The 17,330-nt window shown below is 67.5% G+C and carries 15 protein-coding genes and 1 tRNA gene; 5 read left to right on the forward strand and 11 right to left on the reverse strand.

Annotated features, from left to right (window positions below; all coding sequences use genetic code 11):
- The first annotated feature begins 122 nt into the window (after positions 1-122).
- On the forward strand, positions 123-2,462 hold the full coding sequence (locus tag O9Y01_RS16095) for an alpha,alpha-trehalose-phosphate synthase (UDP-forming) (RefSeq protein WP_269632624.1): 2,340 nt from the start codon (positions 123-125) through the stop codon (positions 2,460-2,462).
- A gap of 14 nt (positions 2,463-2,476) precedes the next feature.
- Positions 2,477-3,262 carry a trehalose-phosphatase gene (otsB, locus tag O9Y01_RS16100; protein ID WP_269632625.1) on the forward strand — a complete coding sequence of 262 codons (786 nt, stop codon included), beginning with the start codon at positions 2,477-2,479 and terminating at the stop codon, positions 3,260-3,262.
- On the opposite strand, the gene O9Y01_RS16105 is transcribed toward otsB, so the two are convergent.
- On the reverse strand, positions 3,256-4,842 hold the full coding sequence (locus O9Y01_RS16105) for a methyl-accepting chemotaxis protein (RefSeq protein ID WP_269632626.1): 1,587 nt from the start codon (positions 4,840-4,842) through the stop codon (positions 3,256-3,258). The genes otsB and O9Y01_RS16105 overlap by 7 nt on opposite strands.
- Before the next feature lie 924 nt (positions 4,843-5,766).
- Between O9Y01_RS16105 and O9Y01_RS16110 the strand changes: the two genes are divergently transcribed.
- The gene (locus tag O9Y01_RS16110; protein ID WP_269632627.1) at positions 5,767-6,783 is read left to right on the forward strand and encodes a Kelch repeat-containing protein; all 1,017 of its coding nucleotides are present in this window, start codon (positions 5,767-5,769) and stop codon (positions 6,781-6,783) included.
- A gap of 174 nt (positions 6,784-6,957) precedes the next feature.
- Complete coding sequence (locus O9Y01_RS16115; protein WP_269632628.1) at positions 6,958-7,803, forward strand: RICIN domain-containing protein; 846 nt, start codon at positions 6,958-6,960, stop codon at positions 7,801-7,803.
- Between the two features lie 56 nt (positions 7,804-7,859).
- Here O9Y01_RS16115 and O9Y01_RS16120 read toward each other — a convergent pair whose 3' ends face one another.
- The 7 genes from O9Y01_RS16120 to O9Y01_RS16150 form a co-directional block, all read right to left on the reverse strand.
- A complete protein-coding gene (locus O9Y01_RS16120; RefSeq protein WP_269632629.1) occupies positions 7,860-8,708 on the reverse strand; it encodes a fatty acid desaturase family protein in 849 nt (282 codons plus the stop codon).
- Between the two features lie 29 nt (positions 8,709-8,737).
- Positions 8,738-9,895 (reverse strand): hypothetical protein, encoded by a 1,158-nt coding sequence (locus O9Y01_RS16125; protein WP_269632630.1) that lies wholly within the window; start codon positions 9,893-9,895, stop codon positions 8,738-8,740.
- 31 nt (positions 9,896-9,926) lie between these two features.
- Positions 9,927-11,219, reverse strand: coding sequence for a F390 synthetase-related protein (locus O9Y01_RS16130; RefSeq protein WP_269632631.1), 1,293 nt, complete (start codon positions 11,217-11,219; stop codon positions 9,927-9,929).
- A complete protein-coding gene (locus O9Y01_RS16135; protein WP_269632632.1) occupies positions 11,216-12,022 on the reverse strand; it encodes an MBL fold metallo-hydrolase in 807 nt (268 codons plus the stop codon). The genes O9Y01_RS16130 and O9Y01_RS16135 overlap by 4 nt, the downstream gene beginning before the upstream one ends.
- The gene (locus O9Y01_RS16140) at positions 12,015-13,016 is read right to left on the reverse strand and encodes an NAD-dependent epimerase/dehydratase family protein (RefSeq protein WP_269632633.1); all 1,002 of its coding nucleotides are present in this window, start codon (positions 13,014-13,016) and stop codon (positions 12,015-12,017) included. The genes O9Y01_RS16135 and O9Y01_RS16140 overlap by 8 nt, the downstream gene beginning before the upstream one ends.
- 1 nt (position 13,017) lies before the next feature.
- Complete coding sequence (locus tag O9Y01_RS16145; RefSeq protein WP_269632634.1) at positions 13,018-13,935, reverse strand: 3-oxoacyl-ACP synthase III family protein; 918 nt, start codon at positions 13,933-13,935, stop codon at positions 13,018-13,020.
- A gap of 608 nt (positions 13,936-14,543) precedes the next feature.
- Positions 14,544-14,619 (reverse strand) — tRNA-Ala (locus O9Y01_RS16150).
- A gap of 111 nt (positions 14,620-14,730) precedes the next feature.
- Here O9Y01_RS16150 and O9Y01_RS16155 point away from each other — a divergent pair.
- On the forward strand, positions 14,731-15,600 hold the full coding sequence (locus O9Y01_RS16155) for an alpha/beta hydrolase (protein ID WP_269632635.1): 870 nt from the start codon (positions 14,731-14,733) through the stop codon (positions 15,598-15,600).
- 12 nt (positions 15,601-15,612) lie between these two features.
- Here O9Y01_RS16155 and O9Y01_RS16160 read toward each other — a convergent pair whose 3' ends face one another.
- Genes O9Y01_RS16160 through O9Y01_RS16170 form a run of 3 tightly spaced genes read right to left on the reverse strand, consistent with a single transcriptional unit; the run spans position 15,613 to position 17,267 of the window.
- Positions 15,613-16,227 (reverse strand): YitT family protein, encoded by a 615-nt coding sequence (locus O9Y01_RS16160; protein WP_269632636.1) that lies wholly within the window; start codon positions 16,225-16,227, stop codon positions 15,613-15,615.
- Positions 16,228-16,234: 7 nt separating this feature from the next.
- Positions 16,235-16,453, reverse strand: a complete 219-nt coding sequence (locus O9Y01_RS16165) for a DUF2788 domain-containing protein (protein WP_269632637.1) — start codon at positions 16,451-16,453, stop codon at positions 16,235-16,237.
- A 4-nt stretch (positions 16,454-16,457) separates the two neighbouring features.
- Entirely contained in the window at positions 16,458-17,267 is an 810-nt protein-coding gene (locus O9Y01_RS16170; RefSeq protein WP_269632638.1) for a DUF2189 domain-containing protein, read from the reverse strand.
- Positions 17,268-17,330: the final 63 nt, after the last annotated feature.

The raw sequence follows: 17,330 nt of genomic DNA on the forward strand, positions 1-17,330 counted from the left end.
AGAGACCTCTTGTTGCTGATCGAAACCCATGAAGCGCGCGTCGTTGACGCAATATTGGTACAAGAACGCTCGCATGGCACCGGGCCCCGCCTCGGAATCCGGGCCCATGCCGGAATCCAGGGATGAAGACACTCAGACTCCAACTGCGCTTCCTGCTTCCTCTGGCGGTTGCGCTGGTAGGGGCGGCCTACATCGCGCTGCCACTGCTGGATCAGGTTACCTTGCGATGGTTCTCACGGGACCTCAATAGCCGTGGCGCCCTGATGGTCAATGCCATGTCGGACGCCGTGGCGGAGGCCCTGCTGGACCCGCGCGGGGAACGGCTGTCCACGCTGCTCGACCGGGCGGTGCAGGACGAGCGCCTGTTCGCCATCGCCGCCTGCGATGCCCAGGGCACGCTGCTGCATGCCACGCACGCCTTTCCGGACGGGCTCAGCTGTGCGCGCAGCCTCTCCATCGCCAACCGCCAGGATCCTCGTCTCAAGCTGGCGGGCGGTGCCGTGCATGTGGGCGTGCACCACATCATGCGGCCGGCGCCTGATCTGCCCGCCGAGCCCTGGGGAAATCCCGCCAGCGGGCCGGCGACCTTCGACGCCGCCTCGGCTGCGCCCGCCCAGGACGCGGCCGCTGCGGCTCAGGGGCCTGCGATCGTCGGCCGCCTGGTGCTGCTGCATGACATGAGCTTCATCGAGAAGCGCAGCCAGGACACCCGGCGCTACCTGGTCGGCTTCATCGCCATCCTGGGCTTTGTCATCGCCCTCATCACCGTCATCGTGGCGCAGCTGAGCTGGCGCGGCTGGGTCAAGGGTGCGCGGGCCATCATGCGGGGCGAGGGGCTGGTCAGCCCGCTGCTGCCGCCGCCGGAGCTGGCGCCCTTTGTCGACGAACTCCGCAACAGCCTGCGCGACCTCGAGGACGAATACCGCCGCATGCAGGGCCCGGCCCTGGAATGGACCGGCGAGCGCCTGCGCAACCTGCTGCAGACCCAGCTGCGGGGGGACCAGGTCATCGTGGTCTCCAACCGCGAGCCCTACATCCATGAGCAGGGGCCGGAGGGCATCGTCGTGCGCCGGCCCGCCAGCGGCCTGGTCACCGCGGTGGAGCCGGTGATGCGGGCCTGCTCGGGCACCTGGATTGCCCATGGCAGCGGCAGCGCGGACCGCGAGGCCGTGGACCGCCACGACCGCGTGGCCGTGCCGCCCGGCGTGGAGGACTACCAGCTGCGCCGCATCTGGCTGACACCCGAGGAGGAGCAGGGCTACTACTATGGCTTCGCCAACGAAGGGCTGTGGCCGCTGTGCCATGTGGCGCACGTGCGGCCGGTCTTCCGGGAATCGGACTGGGAGGCCTACCAGCGGGTCAACCAGCGCTTCGCCGATGCCGTCGTGGCCGAGGCCCGCAGCGAGGATCCCGTGGTGCTGGTGCAGGACTACCACTTCGCCCTGCTGCCGGCCATGATCCGTGCCCAGCTGCCTCAGGCCACGGTGCTGACCTTCTGGCACATCCCCTGGCCCAATCCGGAGTCCTTTGGCATCTGCCCCTGGCACAAGGAGATCCTGCAGGGGCTGCTGGGCAGCACCATCCTGGGCTTCCATACCCGCTTCCATTGCCGCAATTTCATGGAGACGGTGGACCGCTCCCTGGAGGCCCGCATCGAGGCCGAGTACTCCACCATCCGCTTCCAGGACAAGGAGACGCTGGTGGAGAGCTACCCCATCTCCATCGAATGGCCGGAGCCCGCCACGGTGGCGGCCTGGCCCAGCGTGGCCCAGTGCCGCCAGCAGGTGATCGACCGCCTGGGCCTGCCGCAGGACCTGTGCCTGGCGGTGGGTGTGGACCGCTTTGACTACACCAAGGGCATTCTGGAGCGGCTCAATGCCGTGGAGCGGCTGCTGGAGAAGGCGCCCGAATGGATCGGCCGCTTCGTCTTCGTGCAGGTGGCCGCGCCCACACGCGCCTCGCTGGACGAATACCGCAGCTTCCAGGAACATGTGGAGCGGGTCACCGAGCGCATCAACACGCGCTTCGGGCGGCCCGGCTACCGGCCGGTGCACCTGCTGGCCCAGCACCATGAGCCGGACGCCGTGAACGAGCTGTTCCGCGCCGCGGACATCGGCGTGGTCACCAGCCTTCACGACGGCATGAACCTGGTGTGCAAGGAGTTCGTGGCTGCCCGTGACGACCAGCAGGGTGTGCTGGTGCTGAGCCGCTTTGCCGGCGCGGCCCGTGAGATGACGGAGGCGCTGATCGTGAATCCCTATCACGTCGAGGAGACGGCCGACGCCCTGCTGCGCGCCGCCACGATGCCACCGGCCGAACAGCGCGAGCGCATGGTGAGCCTGCGCAGCACGGTGCGGGAGTTCAACGTCTTCCGCTGGGCGGCCCGCATGCTGGCCGATGCCGGCCGCTGGCGACTGCGGGCGCGCGTGGAGGCGCGCGTGCGGCGGCTCGGCTCGGGCTGAGGGCAGGGCGGGCCATGAAGCTGCACATCTTCAGCCCGCAGGGGGAGCTGGCACTGGCCGCCACCATGGCGTCCCGCCCGCTGCTGGCTTTCGATTTCGACGGCACGCTGGCCCCCATCGTCGCCCTGCCCGACATGGCCCGCATGCCCCCCGGTGTCGTCAGCCGCCTGCGGCTGCTGTCGCTGCGCCTGCCGGTGGCCATCGTGACGGGCCGGGAGGTGGCCGATGTGCGCAAGCGCCTGGACTTCACGCCGACCTACATCGTCGGCAGCCATGGCGCCGAGAGCGATCTGCTCGATCCATCTCCCGTGTGGGTGAGCGCCATGGAATCGGCCCGGGAGTGGCTGCAGCCCTTTCGTGCCGAGCTGCAGGAGCTGGGCGTGCAGGTCGAGGACAAGCGCAGCTCCATCGCCTTGCACTACCGCATGGCGCGGGACCGCGAGCGGGCGCGGCAGCGGCTGGAGGAGATCATGAAGACGGCGGGCCCGGCCCTGCATGTCTTCGGCGGCAAGCTGGTCTTCAACATCGTGGCCGCCCGGGCGCCGGACAAGGCCGATGCCGTGCATGCCGTCGTGGCCCGCGAAGGGGCGGCCGCAGCGGTCTTCATCGGCGACGACATCAATGACGAGCCGGTGTTCCAGCGGGCCCCGGCGCATTGGCTGACCATCAAGGTCGGCCGCACCAGCTGGCAGTCCAGGGCCCGCTTCTACCTGGACAGCCCGCTTGAGATGGCCCTGCTGCTGGACCGCATGCTGGCGCAGTCCGGCGCCCCGCCAGCCCGGCCTGCCGGCCTTCAGTGAGCAGCGCCGGCCAGCTCGTCCCGCAGGTGGAAGCTGGCCACGGCCTGCAGCAGACCCTGGGCCTGGTTGCGCAGGCTGTCCGCGGCCGCGGCACTCTCCTCGACCAGGGCGGCGTTCTGCTGCGTCACCTGGTCCAGCTGGCTCACCGCCGCATTGATCTGGCCGACGCCCGTGGACTGCTGGCTGGTCGAGGTGTTGATGTCATGGATCATGTCGGTCAAGCGCTTCACCTCGGCCACGATCCCGGCCATGGAGGCGCCCGCCTGACGGACCAGCTGACTGCCCTGGTCGACCTTGCTCGAGCTGTTCTCGATCAGCTGCTTGATCTCCTTCGCCGCCTGGGCGCTGCGCTGGGCCAGGATGCGCACCTCGCCCGCGACCACCGCGAAGCCCCGGCCCTGTTCTCCCGCCCGGGCGGCCTCCACGGCCGCGTTCAGGGCCAGGATGTTGGTCTGGAAGGCGATGCCGTCGATGACGCTGATGATGTCCGTGATGCGCTGGCTGGCCTGGCCGATCTCGTCCATGGTGTGCATCACCTGCTGCATGACCCGGCCGCCGGTGTCGGCCGCGCTGGTGGCGGCCTGGCCGACCTCGCTGGCGGCGCGGGTGGTCTCGGAGTTGATCGCGATGGAGCCGGAGATCTGCTCCATCGAGGCCGCCGTCTGCTGCAGATTGCTGGCCTGCTGCTCCGTGCGCTGGCTCAGGTCCAGATTGCCCACGGCGATCTCGCTCGCAGCGGTGGCGATGCACTCGCTGCTGTTGCGCACGTTGTGGATCAGGCCGTGCAGCGACTGCTGCATGGCGCTCATCGCGGCCACGATGCTGCCGGGCCGTGCCCGCGAGGCGTCGATGCGGGCCGCCAGATTGCCCCGCGCGATCTCGTTGGCCATGGCCGCCACGGCCTCCGGCTCTCCACCCAGCTGGCCGGTGATCCGGCGCGTCAGCAGGGCGCCGATGGCAATGCCGAAGGCCCCGCTGAGCACGGTCAGCAGGAGCAGGATGCCGCGGGCCTGCTCGTAGACCTCGGTGCCGGCGTCGGCGGCCTTCTTGCCCTGGGCTTCCTTCAACTCGGAGAGGTGGGAGAGCTTGTCATCGACCTGCTGGTTCAGGTCCCGCACCTGGGTGCCGAGCTCGCGGCTCGCGGCCGAACGCTCTGACAGCGGATCCTGTGCCGCGGTCTTGAAGAACTGCCGCGCCACCGGCAGCCAGCGGTCGATGGACTGCCGGGTGTCGGCGAACTGGCCCTTGCCTTGCTCCGTGATGAACAGGGGCTGGGCCAGGGCCAGCTGCTTTTCCATCGACGCGATGGCCGATTCGAAGTTGCGAACGGCCGTCTCGCGTTCTTGCGGCGTCGTTGCGGCCGAGAAGCGGGCGCGCTCCCGGCCGGCATAGATCAGGTTGATGTTGGCCTCCTTGATGTAGGAGAGGCCCAGCAGCTCTCGGTCATAGAGCCTGTCATTGAAGTCGTTGACCGTGCCAATGCCCCGGATGCCGACCATTGCGACGATCACCCCAAAGGCCACGACGGCCATGAAGCCGAGGATCAGGCGCGTGGCGAGCTTCATCTTCGAAACGCTCATGTGAATGCTCCCTTTCTGATGACCCTGACTGCCCAGGGGGATGGAAAGAATCGCGCAAAACGGCTGCTTTGAGAAATGGCCCTACCGATGAAGAGGTTCCGCACGGCAAGGCGGGCGAGGCCTTTCAGGGCACGGCGCTTGCCCCGCAGCGCCATCAACTTCTGGAGCTTCCATGCCATTCAGTGATGGGCCTTCCTGCCTGGACGGGCAGCCCGCCGCCGGCATCTCGCAGGCATGAAGGCGCTCACGCCCCCCGGCCCTGATCGGCCCTGATCGGTCATGTGCTGCGCATCACGGCCGATCTGGGCCTTCTGGAGGCAGGCGCCGATCACATCAGCTCAATCTCGCCGCCGCGAAAGGTGTTGCCTGGCGGGTCGCAGGCGTTGGGCAGCGGCCCGTGGCGGGGCTGATGAGCCATGCGGCCACGGCCGGTGACGCGCATTTCCGCAGCAGGACTTCCAGCAGGCGCGCCCTGTGATCCATGCCCGCCTCAGGGGCTCCCTGGACCTCATCCAGCAGCCGGCTCGCAGCAGGGTCGAGCGCCGCTTGGGCCGCATGCCGGCCTAGGGCTCCATGGCCGGCCCCCGGTCGAGGCGGCCTGCAGATGGCGGCGGCAGGGTCATGAAGGGGAGTGTCATTAAGGCGTTATTGGTTCCACTCTAGAGTGGCCCAGGCATGCGCTCCGACCGGAGTGTGTGCTCCCACAGATCCTCAAAAGGGATCTTTCGCAACCACGCAGGAGATGGCATTTGCCATTGATTCATGAAGAAACTGTTGAAGTGTCCCCCGCTGTCGCATTCACTTTCGCTGGGGCTGAGTCTCCTGGTCGCCACCGTGCTGTCCTCGGCCTCATGCCAAGCTTCCGCCCTCGAGCCGGCCAGGTCTGAGACGTCGGAGCTCGTCGCCAAGGGCAGGGCTGGCCGCGTGTACGCCTTCACCCGGCTGCACGTCGCGAGAAGCCAGGGTCATACCGTGACCCCGCTGGGCGATGGCCGCCTGCTGGTGCTGGGTGGCCGCAGCGACAACCGTGCGACCCGCGCCGCAGAGCTCATCGATCCGCTGACGGGCCAGGTGGAACTCCTGAGCAGCATGGTGCAGGCTCGCCAGGGTCATGCGGCCACGCTGCTGCCGGACGGCCGTGTGCTGGTCACGGGTGGAGACCTCGGCGACGGCCGGGTGCTGGCCATGAGCTCGGCCGAGATCTTCGACCCCGTCAGCAAGACCTTTCAGGCCCTGCCCAGGCCCATGACGCTCGAGCGCTCCCGCCATACCGCAACGCTGCTCAACAGCGGCAAGGTGCTGATTGCCGGCGGCCAGGGGCTCAGTCCTGCCATGGTCACGTTCTCCGCGGAGCTCTTCGATCCTGTCAGCGGCAGCTTCGAGAGCCTGGCACCACAGCGCCTCGTGGCGCCGCGTACCTACCATGCGGCGGCCTTGCTGGCGTCCGGCCAGGTGCTGATCGTCGGCGGGACCGACTGGCAGACGCTGCGGGCGCCAACGTCAGCAGAGCTGTATGACCCGGTCCGCAACACCTTCACGCAGCTGGCGTGCCCCTTGTCCTTCAGGAACGAGATGCCGCAGCTGATCACGCTCGGCTCCGGTCGCGTGATGGTGCTGAACTCGCGGGGCGCCGATCTGTTCGATCCCCTCAGCCAGACCTTCCAGGCCATCGCGGGGCCGCGCAAGGCACGTGCCTACGAGGCGGCCAGCGCCCTGGGTGATGGCGGCGCGGTGGTGCTCGGAGGGCTCAGCGCCGATGCCGTCACCCCGACCGTGGAACGCTACGACCCCCTGCGCGGCGTCTTCTGGTCCGCCGGCCGGCTGCACAAAGAGCGTGCCTGGGGTGTGGCCATCCTGGCCAACCATGGGGGCGTGCTCGTCATCGGGGGCGTCGACCAGGGTGATGCAGCGATCGCGGATGTGGAGGTCTACTGGCCCTGATCCCGCATTGAGACCGCACAGAGCAGCACAGGAGATCGGGCTGCTCACACATCGCACCCCGGTGGCGCGCCCTGTAAGACCTGCTAGGGCCTCAGTGGCCTCTGTGCCCCTAGCATGCTGACCGCGGAAGTCCTCGGCCTGGATCGCAGGCATCGGTGCACAGAGGAGGCGTCAATGAACGGAAAGTCGGAACGCGGGTCCGCAACGGCGGCCATGACCTTTGACTGCATGTGTCGTGTCTCGATCGACCAGCGGGCGCTGGGCATCACGCTCTACTACCTGTCCCGGGATGGGGGCTCGTTCGGCCCCGAGATCATTGCGCTCGCCGGCACGGTCAAGAGTCCCGCCTCGGTCTACCCCAAGGGCATGCTGAGCTGCATGGTGCCGCCCCAGGCCCTGTCGGGCATGGCCGTCACGATGACGCTGCAAGGGTATGGCCCGCCCAGCGAGTCAGTCAGTACGCTGTCCTTGCGTGCGGTCGAGACAGGCCAGCTGATCGCAATCGGCGACCTCTACGGTACCGGCCTGGGCAGCGGACTGGCCGTCGGCGCCGGAACCTTCGGCCAGGCGAAGCCGTTCATGCTGGCCATGGCCCCTGAGAAGTACGTGATGACCATTGGCGGCAGCGTGAACGAGGCTGGCAGCCCCATCCTCCTGGGCGAACGCAACTGGAGCGACGCCCAGGCCTGGCGATTCAGGCCCGCCAAGGCGCCCGGCTTCTACTGGCTGGAGAACTACGTGAGCGGGCTGGTGGCAGGCCCGTCGAAGGCGACTGCAGGCGCGGGCACTCCGCTGGAGCTGCAGGCCCGGACGGGCGACGACGCGCAGCTGTGGTCCCTTGCCTATGCGGCCGTGGACCCCCATCGAGTCGTGCTGTCATCGAAGGCCGATGCGTCGCAGGTGGTGACCTTGTCGGGAGGCAGCATGGAAGACGGCGCCCCCATCGTCCAGGCGGCCGCCGACGGGCAGGTCACGCAGGCGTGGCTGATCCTGGGGTCAAGGGCTTGGGGGGAGTCCTGATCTTTGCGCAAGTTGCAGCATCGACGGGGCCTCCTGTGCACGTCATGGCGTGCCACTCAGTCGATGAGCTGGCGAGAGCGCAGCGCGCCGATGAACTGGCCCAGGAAGAGGGTGCGGACAAAGTAGAGCAGCACGCTGCGCTCGATCAGCGCAGGCCGTATGTCAGGCAAGAGCGCGGCATGTGCCGAAGGCAGCTCAGTCCAGTGCAGCCGCTCGTTGTCGTGATGGGCCGTGTGGTAACCCACGTTGAACCAGAACCAGTTGATCCAGCCGACGAAGTTGCGTGAGTGGTTGTGCCTCGACCCTGCCACCGCATGCGCATGCTGGAGGTAGTTCGATGCCAGCAGGAAGTGCAAGCCCAGCAGCTGGGGCAGCGCAACGTAGATCAAGGCCTTGAACGGGTCCAGAACCACCAGGGTGGCCCAGAGCGACAGCAGCGCCAGGTGCTGCAGCATGATCCACCAGAACTCCGCGCGGTCCTGATGCCAGCACTTCCGCAGGTGGTCCCGCCTGAGGCGCTGGAGGGCGGGCAGCACCTGGAACGGGAAGCGCAGGTAACCCAGCAGGGTGTTGCCCGTGTCATGGCGCGCCACCCGCGTCAGGTCACCCGGGCTCTGGTTGTGCCGATGGTGGCTGTCGACGTGGGCGGGCTGGAACAGGAACACGGGCTGGCCTTGCAGCAGACCGATCCAGAGATCGGTGATCCGGTTCAGGATCGGGTATCGCCAGATCGGCAGGTGCGCATGGTTGTGATTGATGCAGCACAGACCGATGACCAGCATGAGGGTCAGCCCGTAGGCGGCCGCATTGACCGCCGCTTGCTGCCACTGCCAGCTCACGAGAGTCGGCAGTGCGATGAGGTAGGAGACGCTCTGCCAGTCGCGGCGATGGTGCACAAGAGTCATCGTGAGTTCAGTCGTGCGAGTGGGGGGCATCAGGGGACCGTCCTGACCGCTTGCCCGGACGCCGGCCTGGCGAGGACGTCGCAAAGGCGCCTGAGAAACGCTTCCAGCCGGCCGCCATCGCCGCTGGCCGCCGGGCACGACAGGGAGATCTCGAGGCCGTGATCATGCTGGATCGATTCCACGCTCAAGGCGGTTCCGGGCGTGTTGAAGGGGAGCAATGACACGGCGTCCGGGGTGCACTGGGGCGTGGCGAAGTCGCTCAATGCGACGCTTCCAAGGTGCGAGAGCGTGGCGGAGGTGAGGTAGGCGCCGCGCCTGACCTGCCGGGCATGGTATCGATCAAAAGTCCGGCCCAGCAGGGCCCGGGGCAGCATCGGGATGAATCCATCCAGCGCTGAATAGCGAAGCTCGTCATGCCGCCGCAGGGCGGTGATGATGTCGCGGTAGCACGTGTTCCAGTCCGACGCTGTCTGCAGCGACAGGAACAAGGGATTGCTGAGATTGGCCGTGGAGCGCAAGGTCGCATCCTTCCTGCGAAGGTCTACCGGCATCATGAGGCGGCAGGGCTGGCCAGCACACATGGAAGCCATGAATGCGGCCATCCGGGCACTGGCGGTGACCACCTGACCTGGGACCGTGGCATGGGCATGCACGAAGTGCCTGCCGGCGTGGGCAGGTGGCCCCAGGGGCGAAGTCTGGTCGGCCTTCAGGAACGGGCGACGTCCGGCATGGGCCCGAGCCTTCAGATAGTCATGATCGGAGACCATACAGGCAGTGCCCGCCGGGGACGTTCCCCGCAGGATCCGGAAGACGTCTTTGGCGAAGAGGAGCAGCCCTGCTGCATCCATCAGCGCATGCGAGCAGCGGAAGATCAGGCCGCAGCCGGGCCAGTACAGCACTTCCAGGAGGGGCGTGTCCTGGATGCCGAGCTGCTGGTGCAGGGCGGGATGCGCCAGGGTAAAGGGGAGGGCGTCGCCGGGCAGGCGCAGTTGGGGGGCGAGGCCGCTGTCATGCCAGCGCCTGCCGCGAACGCGGAGCCGCGCACCGGGGTTCGCGCTCGCCGCCTGCTGGATCGCCGCTTCCAGCAGGGCCCGCTCGGGCAAGCGGGCGAGTGCGACGCGCAGCTGGATCGCGAAGGGAGCGAAATGCGGGGAGGCCGCCAGGTACAGCCATTCATAGGGCGTCACCCTTCGTACAGGCGTCCAGGGGGGGAGCACCTCAGGCCCGGTGTTCACGGACGATCCTCCGGCATTTGGCAAGGGCCTCCCCAGCGGGCACGGTGCCGTGGCAGGTCCAACTGAGCTGCTCGGTGGCGATGCCGAGCCGAGCCAGCCCATCGAGCAGTCCCTGCTGTAGCAGCGTCATGCCGTGAGGGTCCAGGCTGGCATGCAGGTCCAGGTTGGCGGGGCCGCGCTGTATCAGGCGATAGTCAGCCTCCCGGGGCAGGCACTGCGCAATCACCCGTGACAGGGAATCGGCAAAGACCTGCACCTGCGGGTGGCGCCGGCCGGGGAGCAGCAGCATGTCGTCATGCCGGCCCTCGATAGCATCCAGGGCGAGGCAGGCGCTGCCGCAGGGGCAGGGCGCCTGGCGCGCCAGCAGCACGTCATCAAGCCGGTAGCGCACGAAGGGCTGCGTCAGCCGCGTGAAGTCGGTGATCACCGGGATGAAACGCCGCCGTTCGTGGTCCAGCCAGCGCGGCTCTACATGGACATAGCCTTCGTTGAGATGAAGGACCCCGTGTGCACAGGTGCTGGCGAGAAAGCCTTCGGTGGCCTGATAGACCTGATGGACCGGCCCGAAGACGCTGGCGATCAGCTCGCGGTCGCGAGGCTCCAGCACCTCGGCCACCGAGATCACGCGGCGGGGCCGCAGGCGCAGGCCGCCCTCCAGTGCACGAAGTGCCAGGGCGCGAAGCACCTGGGCTGGGGCGACGATGATGGTGGCATCGAAGGCCTCGAGCGCATCGAGGTTGTCATCGAAGGGTTGCAGGAGATCGAAGAATCGGAAGGCGATCCAGTGCGAGCGGACGCTCTCGTACACATTGCTGTTCGCCCGCAGGAACAGGGCGACACGCTCCCGGGCGAGAAGGCCGGCAGGCAACATTCTGGCCAGCATGACGCCGGCCCAGATCGCCGCCTCCCGGTCGCTGATGGCGAACACGCCGCGCTGCCCCGACGTGCCCGACGACAGGCCGACATTGATGGACTTCAGTCGTGGCCTGAAGTCCCGGCTGCGCTCGGCGTCCAGGGCCGCATCAAACACCTGGCGCAGCTGGAGTCCTGCCGTGTTGATGTCGTCGAAGTGGGCCAGCATGCGCTGCTTGTCCATGTCAGGCCATTCGCACAGGGGCCGGTCGCCCAGGCCAGCGTAGAAGGGACTGGCAGTGGCCAGCATTCGCTGGAATCGAGCCAGGTGGGTGCGCTGATGGGCCTCCAGTGCCTCGCGCGAGGCGAAGCGCATCCGGCGCTCGCGCAGGTAGGCCGTCAGCAGTCGAAGGCCGCGCATCATGGCGCTTGCTCCGGTGCCTCGTGGGTCAGCATGACTGGAATGCCGCGTGCATGCAGTGCATGAAGACTGTGCAGGGTGCGGTAATAGGCGGACCGCCTGTGCTGGATGAGGAAGGACAGTTCGGACGGACCCCGCAGGGCCTCGTAGCTTTCCTTTGCCCAGGCCGCATCGGAGGCGATCAGCAGCCAGCCCTGTTCCAGGCGGACAAAGGCCCCGAGGTGACCGATGGCATGGCCGGGCAGCGGGACGATCAGGACTTCACCACTGCCATCCAGGTCCGCCCCAAGGGCGAAGGGTGACAGTTCGGCCGGCAGTGCGCGCTGCGGCAAGGACTCGACGAACTGCAGACGCGACTGTGTGTCCGCCGGCACGAGCCCTGGCAGGAAGGCACGTCGAAGGGCCCGCAAGCCGCTGAGTCCCTGGACACTGTCCCAGGCCTCGCCCGAGCAGACGATCCTCGGCGTCGGGAAGTCCTTGAGCCCCGCCATGTGATCGGCATGGAAGTGGGAGATCACGATGGACTGCAGGTCCCTGCCGTGCAGGCCTTCTCTGCGCAGTTGCTCGACCAGCGCAGCCTGCGCATCCAGATGCACGGGGGTCACCAGCGGATACAGACGATAGATTCCGCGCGCTGCATCTTTGAAGTGCGTGGCATAGCCCGTATCCCAGAGGTGCAGCCCGCGCGAGGTCTCGATCAACCAGGCCCTCGAAGGAAAGCAGCGGCTCTCCAGTCCCGCACCTTTCAGGGCCATGCAGGCGGGGTGCATGCAATGGCCAACCTCGAACGCACGCAGTCTAGCCATGGGACTTCAGCCAGTCGGCCGTCCGTGCAATGCCTAGCTCCAGGCTCACCGCGGGCTCGTAGCCCAACAGGGCCCGGGCGCGCGCCAGATCCAGTGTCATGTCATAGGACAGCACCCCGACGCTGTACCGGGTCAGGCGCGGCTCACGTCGGGTGAACAGGGCCTGGCACTCCATGACCGTCGCCGCGGCAGCCAGGGCGAGGGGGGGAATGTCCAGGATCTGCATGCGCCAGCCCAGCTCCCGCGTGAACAGGCGGTGGAGTACCTCCGCGATGGGGGCTGGCTCGCCGTTGGTGATGTTGAAGGCGAGGCCGGAGGACAGTTCTGCACGCAGGGTGGCCAGCCACATCGCCTGGACCACATTGCCCACATAGGTCATGTCGATGACGGCACGACCGCCCCGTGGCAGCGGCAGGCGACCGCCATGCCGCCGCAGCATTTCCTGCAGGCGCGGGACGAGTACCTGGTCATGAGGTCCGAAGATGGCCCGGGGTCGCAGGATGGCCACGCGCATGGAGGGAAAGCGCAGGCCAGCCTCTTGCACGGCATCCTCGGCCAGCGCCTTGGTGCGGGCGTAGTGATTGACCGGCCGACGGGCCCGGAATGACTCGTTGACACCATGGCGGTGCGAGTAGTCGAAATAGATGGCTGGCGTGGAGACATGGATGAAGCGCGACACCCCACATTCGCCAGCGGCCTGGACAAGGCGGGACGTGGCCCGCACATTGCAGTCCTGGAACCGTTCACGGGCCCCCCAGGGCGAGGAGAGCGCCGCGCAATGCCACACGGCATGCACGCCGTCCAGCAGGGCGCGCAGGGCGGGCCCATCCGCCGTCACGAGGTCCAGGCCCATGAATTGGGCGCCGCGCTGGCGCAGCGCGCTGCCGACCTGCGCATTGCGTCCTGTCGCCCTCACGTCGACGCCTTGCTCCAACAGAAAATCGACAGCATTGCGCCCCAGGCCCCCGGTGGCTCCGGTCACAAGTACGCGCATGTCAGAGGTCCAGGACCAGCCCGCCCAGACTCACGCCCGCGGCGGTGCCTATCAGCAGGGCGCGGCGCCCCGGGCCCAGCAGGCCGGACGACAGCGCTTCATGCAAGGCCGTGGGGATTGACGCTGCCACCTGATTCCCGTGCGTGGGGTAGATGTCCACGATGCGGCACCTGTCCAGCCCCATCTTGCGGATCATGTGAGCCATGCCAAGGTGGCTGGCTTGGTGGGGCACGACAACGTCGATGCTGTCGAGGGTGATTCCCGCGGCGGCCAGGAGCTCACTCATGAAGCCCGGCATCTTCTGCAAGGCCAGCTTGAGGACCTGCTTGCCATTCATGCTGAAAAGGAAATCGGCACCTTGGGCCCCGTCTGCCAGCGTCTTGCCCGTGCCGCCGCCGCGTATCTCGCACAGGCGCCGCCCCTCGGTGTAGGTCTGGTAGCCAAAGGAGCGGATCCCTTGCCGGCCCTGGCCTCGCTCCACGAGGGCTGCGGCCGCCCCATCGCCGAAGATGAGGGACGACTCCGGATGGCTCCAGTCCAGCCCATGGGAAGCCTGGTCCGCGGAGACCACGGCAATGCGGCGGTAGCTGCCCGAGGCCAGCAGCGACGCGGCCATCTTCAGGGCGACGACAAAGCCCAGGCAGCTGGCGTTCACGTCAAAGGCCGGTGTGCCGGCAGGTAGCCCGGCATGCGCCGCGATGGCGCAGGCGGTGGATGGCAGGGCCTGCTCCTGGACGCCACAGGCGGCGATCAGGAGGTCAATGGATGCCGGGTCGACGCCCGCGTTCCTCACCGCGTCCCCGAGAGCCCGCGCGGCCAGCTGACTCTGCGATTCAGCGGCCGACGAAAATCGCCGGCAGCGAATGCCCGACATCTTGAAGCTGTAGCCCGCCGGCTGCCGGAGCTGCTCGTCCAGCATGGCCGCGGTCATCAAGGTGTCTGCTTCTGCCTTGCCGGTGGCCAGCAGCCGAAGGCTCAGGAATGGCGGGTGGTCGCCAGCGCTGAGCGCAGGGTCAGTCCTTGCCTCCTCCGCACGGGCCTGTGCGCCCGCGAGGGCACGCTTCCTGAACGGAATCGTTCCTTGTTCGTTCATTCTTCCCCCCTGTCTGTCGCTCTTGTTTTATGCGAATGTTATGCCGGCCCGCTCATGTGCTGGGCCGTTCGGCATGTTAGCGCGGGCGCAGGGGCAGGGTCGGAGTCAACGCCAACAGTGCCCCCATCCGCCCGTCAAATAGCTCTCGACGTGCGCCGCCTCCCCCCAACTGGCCAACCATTGCTTCATCCGATCAAGGTGCTCTGATGAAACTCCGTGATCGACATAGAGGGAGACTCGCCTCGTCGTAGTCATGCGAGCGCCTCTCCTGCGCCCCCAATGACTCGAAACGAGCTTTGGCCGGGTACAAAAGGAAACAGCCCCTGTCGAGGCTGTTGAATTCACGGCTTGCACCTGTGAAATGAACTGAAGGATTGCACACGGTGCAATCCAATGCTTCAAGTCACACTAAGCATCAAGGGCTTAGATGCCGGTGGTGGAGAGGAGGAGGATCGAACTCCCGACCTTCGCATTGCGAACGCGACGCTCTCCCAGCTGAGCTACCCCCCCACGGTCGCGAAAAGTATAGCCAGGCACTGTGACGTGTGCGAGTGCCCGTTGGAACTGAGCGAAACTGCGGGCCTTGCCACGGAGTCCGGGCTTGTGCACCCGGGAGCAGCCATGTCCGAACACAGCGCCGATTGGTTTGAATCGCAGTACAACAACCGTCGCCGTGTCCCCGAGGCCGAGGTCCTGTTGCAGCGCTGGGCCGAGGCGTCGGCGCTGGTGCGGGAGCAGGCACGCTGCCAGCTGGATCTGCGCTACGGTGCCGGGCCACGGCAGCGCCTGGATGTGTTCAGTGACAGCGTCGCCAAGGCGCCCGTGCTGGTCTTCATCCACGGCGGCTACTGGCGGGCGCTGTCCAAGGAGGACCTCTCCTTCGTCGCGCCGGGCTTCACCAGCGAAGGCGCGGTCGTGGTCATCCCAGGCTATGACCTGTGCCCCGAGGTCAGCATGGAGCGCATCCCGCTGCAGCTGGCCGAGGCGCTGGCCTGGGTCTGGCGCCACGTGGCGGACTATGGCGGCGACCCCAATCACATCGTGCTGGCCGGCCATTCGGCGGGCGGGCATCTGGCCGCCTTGCTGAGCTGCTTCGACTGGAAGAGCCTGGCACCGGACCTGCCGCGCCAGCTGGTCAAGGGCGTGCTGTCCCTCTCAGGCCTGCATGAGCTCGAGCCCCTGGTGCATACGCCTTTCCTGCAGGCCGACCTGCGCCTGGACGAGGCCAGCGCCCGCCGCCTGAGCCCGGTGCATCAGGCGCCGCCGGATTCCCCGCTCTATGCCGTCGTCGGCGGAGCGGAAAGCGAGGAGTTCAAGCGCCAGTGCCGCCTCATCCAGGAGGCCTGGGGCCCACAGGCCGTGCCCGTGGTCGAAGAAGTGCCAGGCTACAACCACTTCGACCTGCTCTACGACCTGGTGGCGCCCGAAGGCATCAGCCATGCCCTGGCGCGCCGTCTGCTGGACCTGCGCTGGTACAGCCCGCTGCTCTGAAGTTGCGGCGGCTCAGACCGCCATGTAGCGCCCCGGACGGTGGTTGATGGCCAGGGCCGCGTTCATCGCGGCCATGCCCAGCAGGGAATAGCCGATGCGCTCGGGGCTGACCACCGCCATGGAGGCCAGCAGGATGCTCGCGTCCAGCGCGGCCTGCATGTAGCCGGCACGCCAGCCGCGGCTGTCCTGGAGGTACAGCACCAGGATGTTGAGGCCGCCCAGGCTGGCCCGGTGGCGGAACAGGATCAGCATCCCCGCGCCAATCATCAGGCCGCCGGCGATCGCCGCGAACCAGGTGTTGATCTGGGAGAACTGGACCAGGCGCGGCAGCGCCTCGGACAGCGTGGACATCAGCGTCACCGCCGCCACGGTCTTGAGCGTGAAGGCCAGGCCCATGCGCCGGTAGGCCAGCCAGTAGAAGGGCAGATTGATGCAGAAGAACAGCAGACCGAAGGGCCAGCCGCTGGTGTAGTGCAGCAGGAAGGCGATGCCCACGGTGCCGCCGGTGAGCATGCCCACCTGCTTGAACAGGGCCACGCCCAGGGCCACGAAGAGCGTGCCCGTCAGCAGGGCCTGCGCGTCCTCGAACAGCGTGTGCCGGAAGCTCTTGGTACTGATCACGCCCATGCGGACCTCATTCGCCGACACCGGACAGGAAGAACTTGATCAGGCCCTTGGCGGCAAAGCCCACCAGGCCGAAGCCCAGGCCCAGCAGCAGGATGAAGGTGCCGAACTTGCCCGCCTTGGACTCGCGCGCCAGCTGCAGGATGATGAAGACCATGTACAGCATGAAGGCCGTGACGCCCACGCTGAGCCCGAACTGGGCGATCTGTTCCTCGGTATAGCCAAACATCTCTTCAATCGTTGCGGGTCAGGCCCGAGGTGTCCACGAGGTCCCGGTAGGCATGCCAGCTGGCATGCCCCAGCCAGGGCAGCACGACGACGAAGCCCAGCATCAGCGTGGCCATGCCCAGCAGGGTCAGGCCCATGATGAGGACGGCCCACAGCGCCACCGGCGCGGGGTACTCCATCACCACGCGCCAGCTGGTGAACACGGCGCCCAGCACGCCGATCTGGCGGTCCAGCAGCAGGGGCACGGCGATCACGGTGGAGGCGAAGACAGGAGCGGCCAGCAGGGCGCCCAGCGCCAGCCAGACCTCGAAGAGATGGCTTTGCTCGTTGAGCACCACATGGCGCAGGAAGTCCAGGGGCTTCAGGATGGGCACGCCCGCAAAGCCGGTGATCAGCGAGGCCGAGGTCATCACCCAGCCGGTGCCGGCAAAGGCCAGCAGCACGCCGAAGAGCACCAGCCGCCCGTCGCGGGGCTTCCAGACGTTCAGCACCGTGCGCAGGCCGGGGTGGCGGTTCGCCTCGATCTCGCGGCTGATGGCGTAGAGCCCGGTGGCAAGAATGGGTGCGACCAGCAGGAAGCCGCTGAAGGCGCCGGCCAGCAGCCAGAAGCGGTCACGGCCGAGCAGGAAGATCAGCGCACCGAGCAGGGCCAGCACCAGGCCGTGCAGCAGCGAAGGGCCGGGGCAGCGCGTCATGTCTGCCCAGCCGCGGGCCAGCCAGCCCAGCGGGCGCAGTGGCGGCACGGGCTTGACGCCGAAGCGGCGCGACTCCTGCAGGGCTTTCTCGGTGTACTTGTTGGGCATCAGGATGTTCATGCTGCCATGCTCGACCCTGGCGGGCCTTGATGGGCATCAAGACTAACCCTGATGCCCGCGGAT

Origin of the sequence: Pelomonas sp. BJYL3 (genome assembly GCF_027257975.1) — a bacterium.
In the GTDB taxonomy this organism is placed as follows: domain Bacteria; phylum Pseudomonadota; class Gammaproteobacteria; order Burkholderiales; family Burkholderiaceae_C; genus Roseateles_B; species Roseateles_B flavus.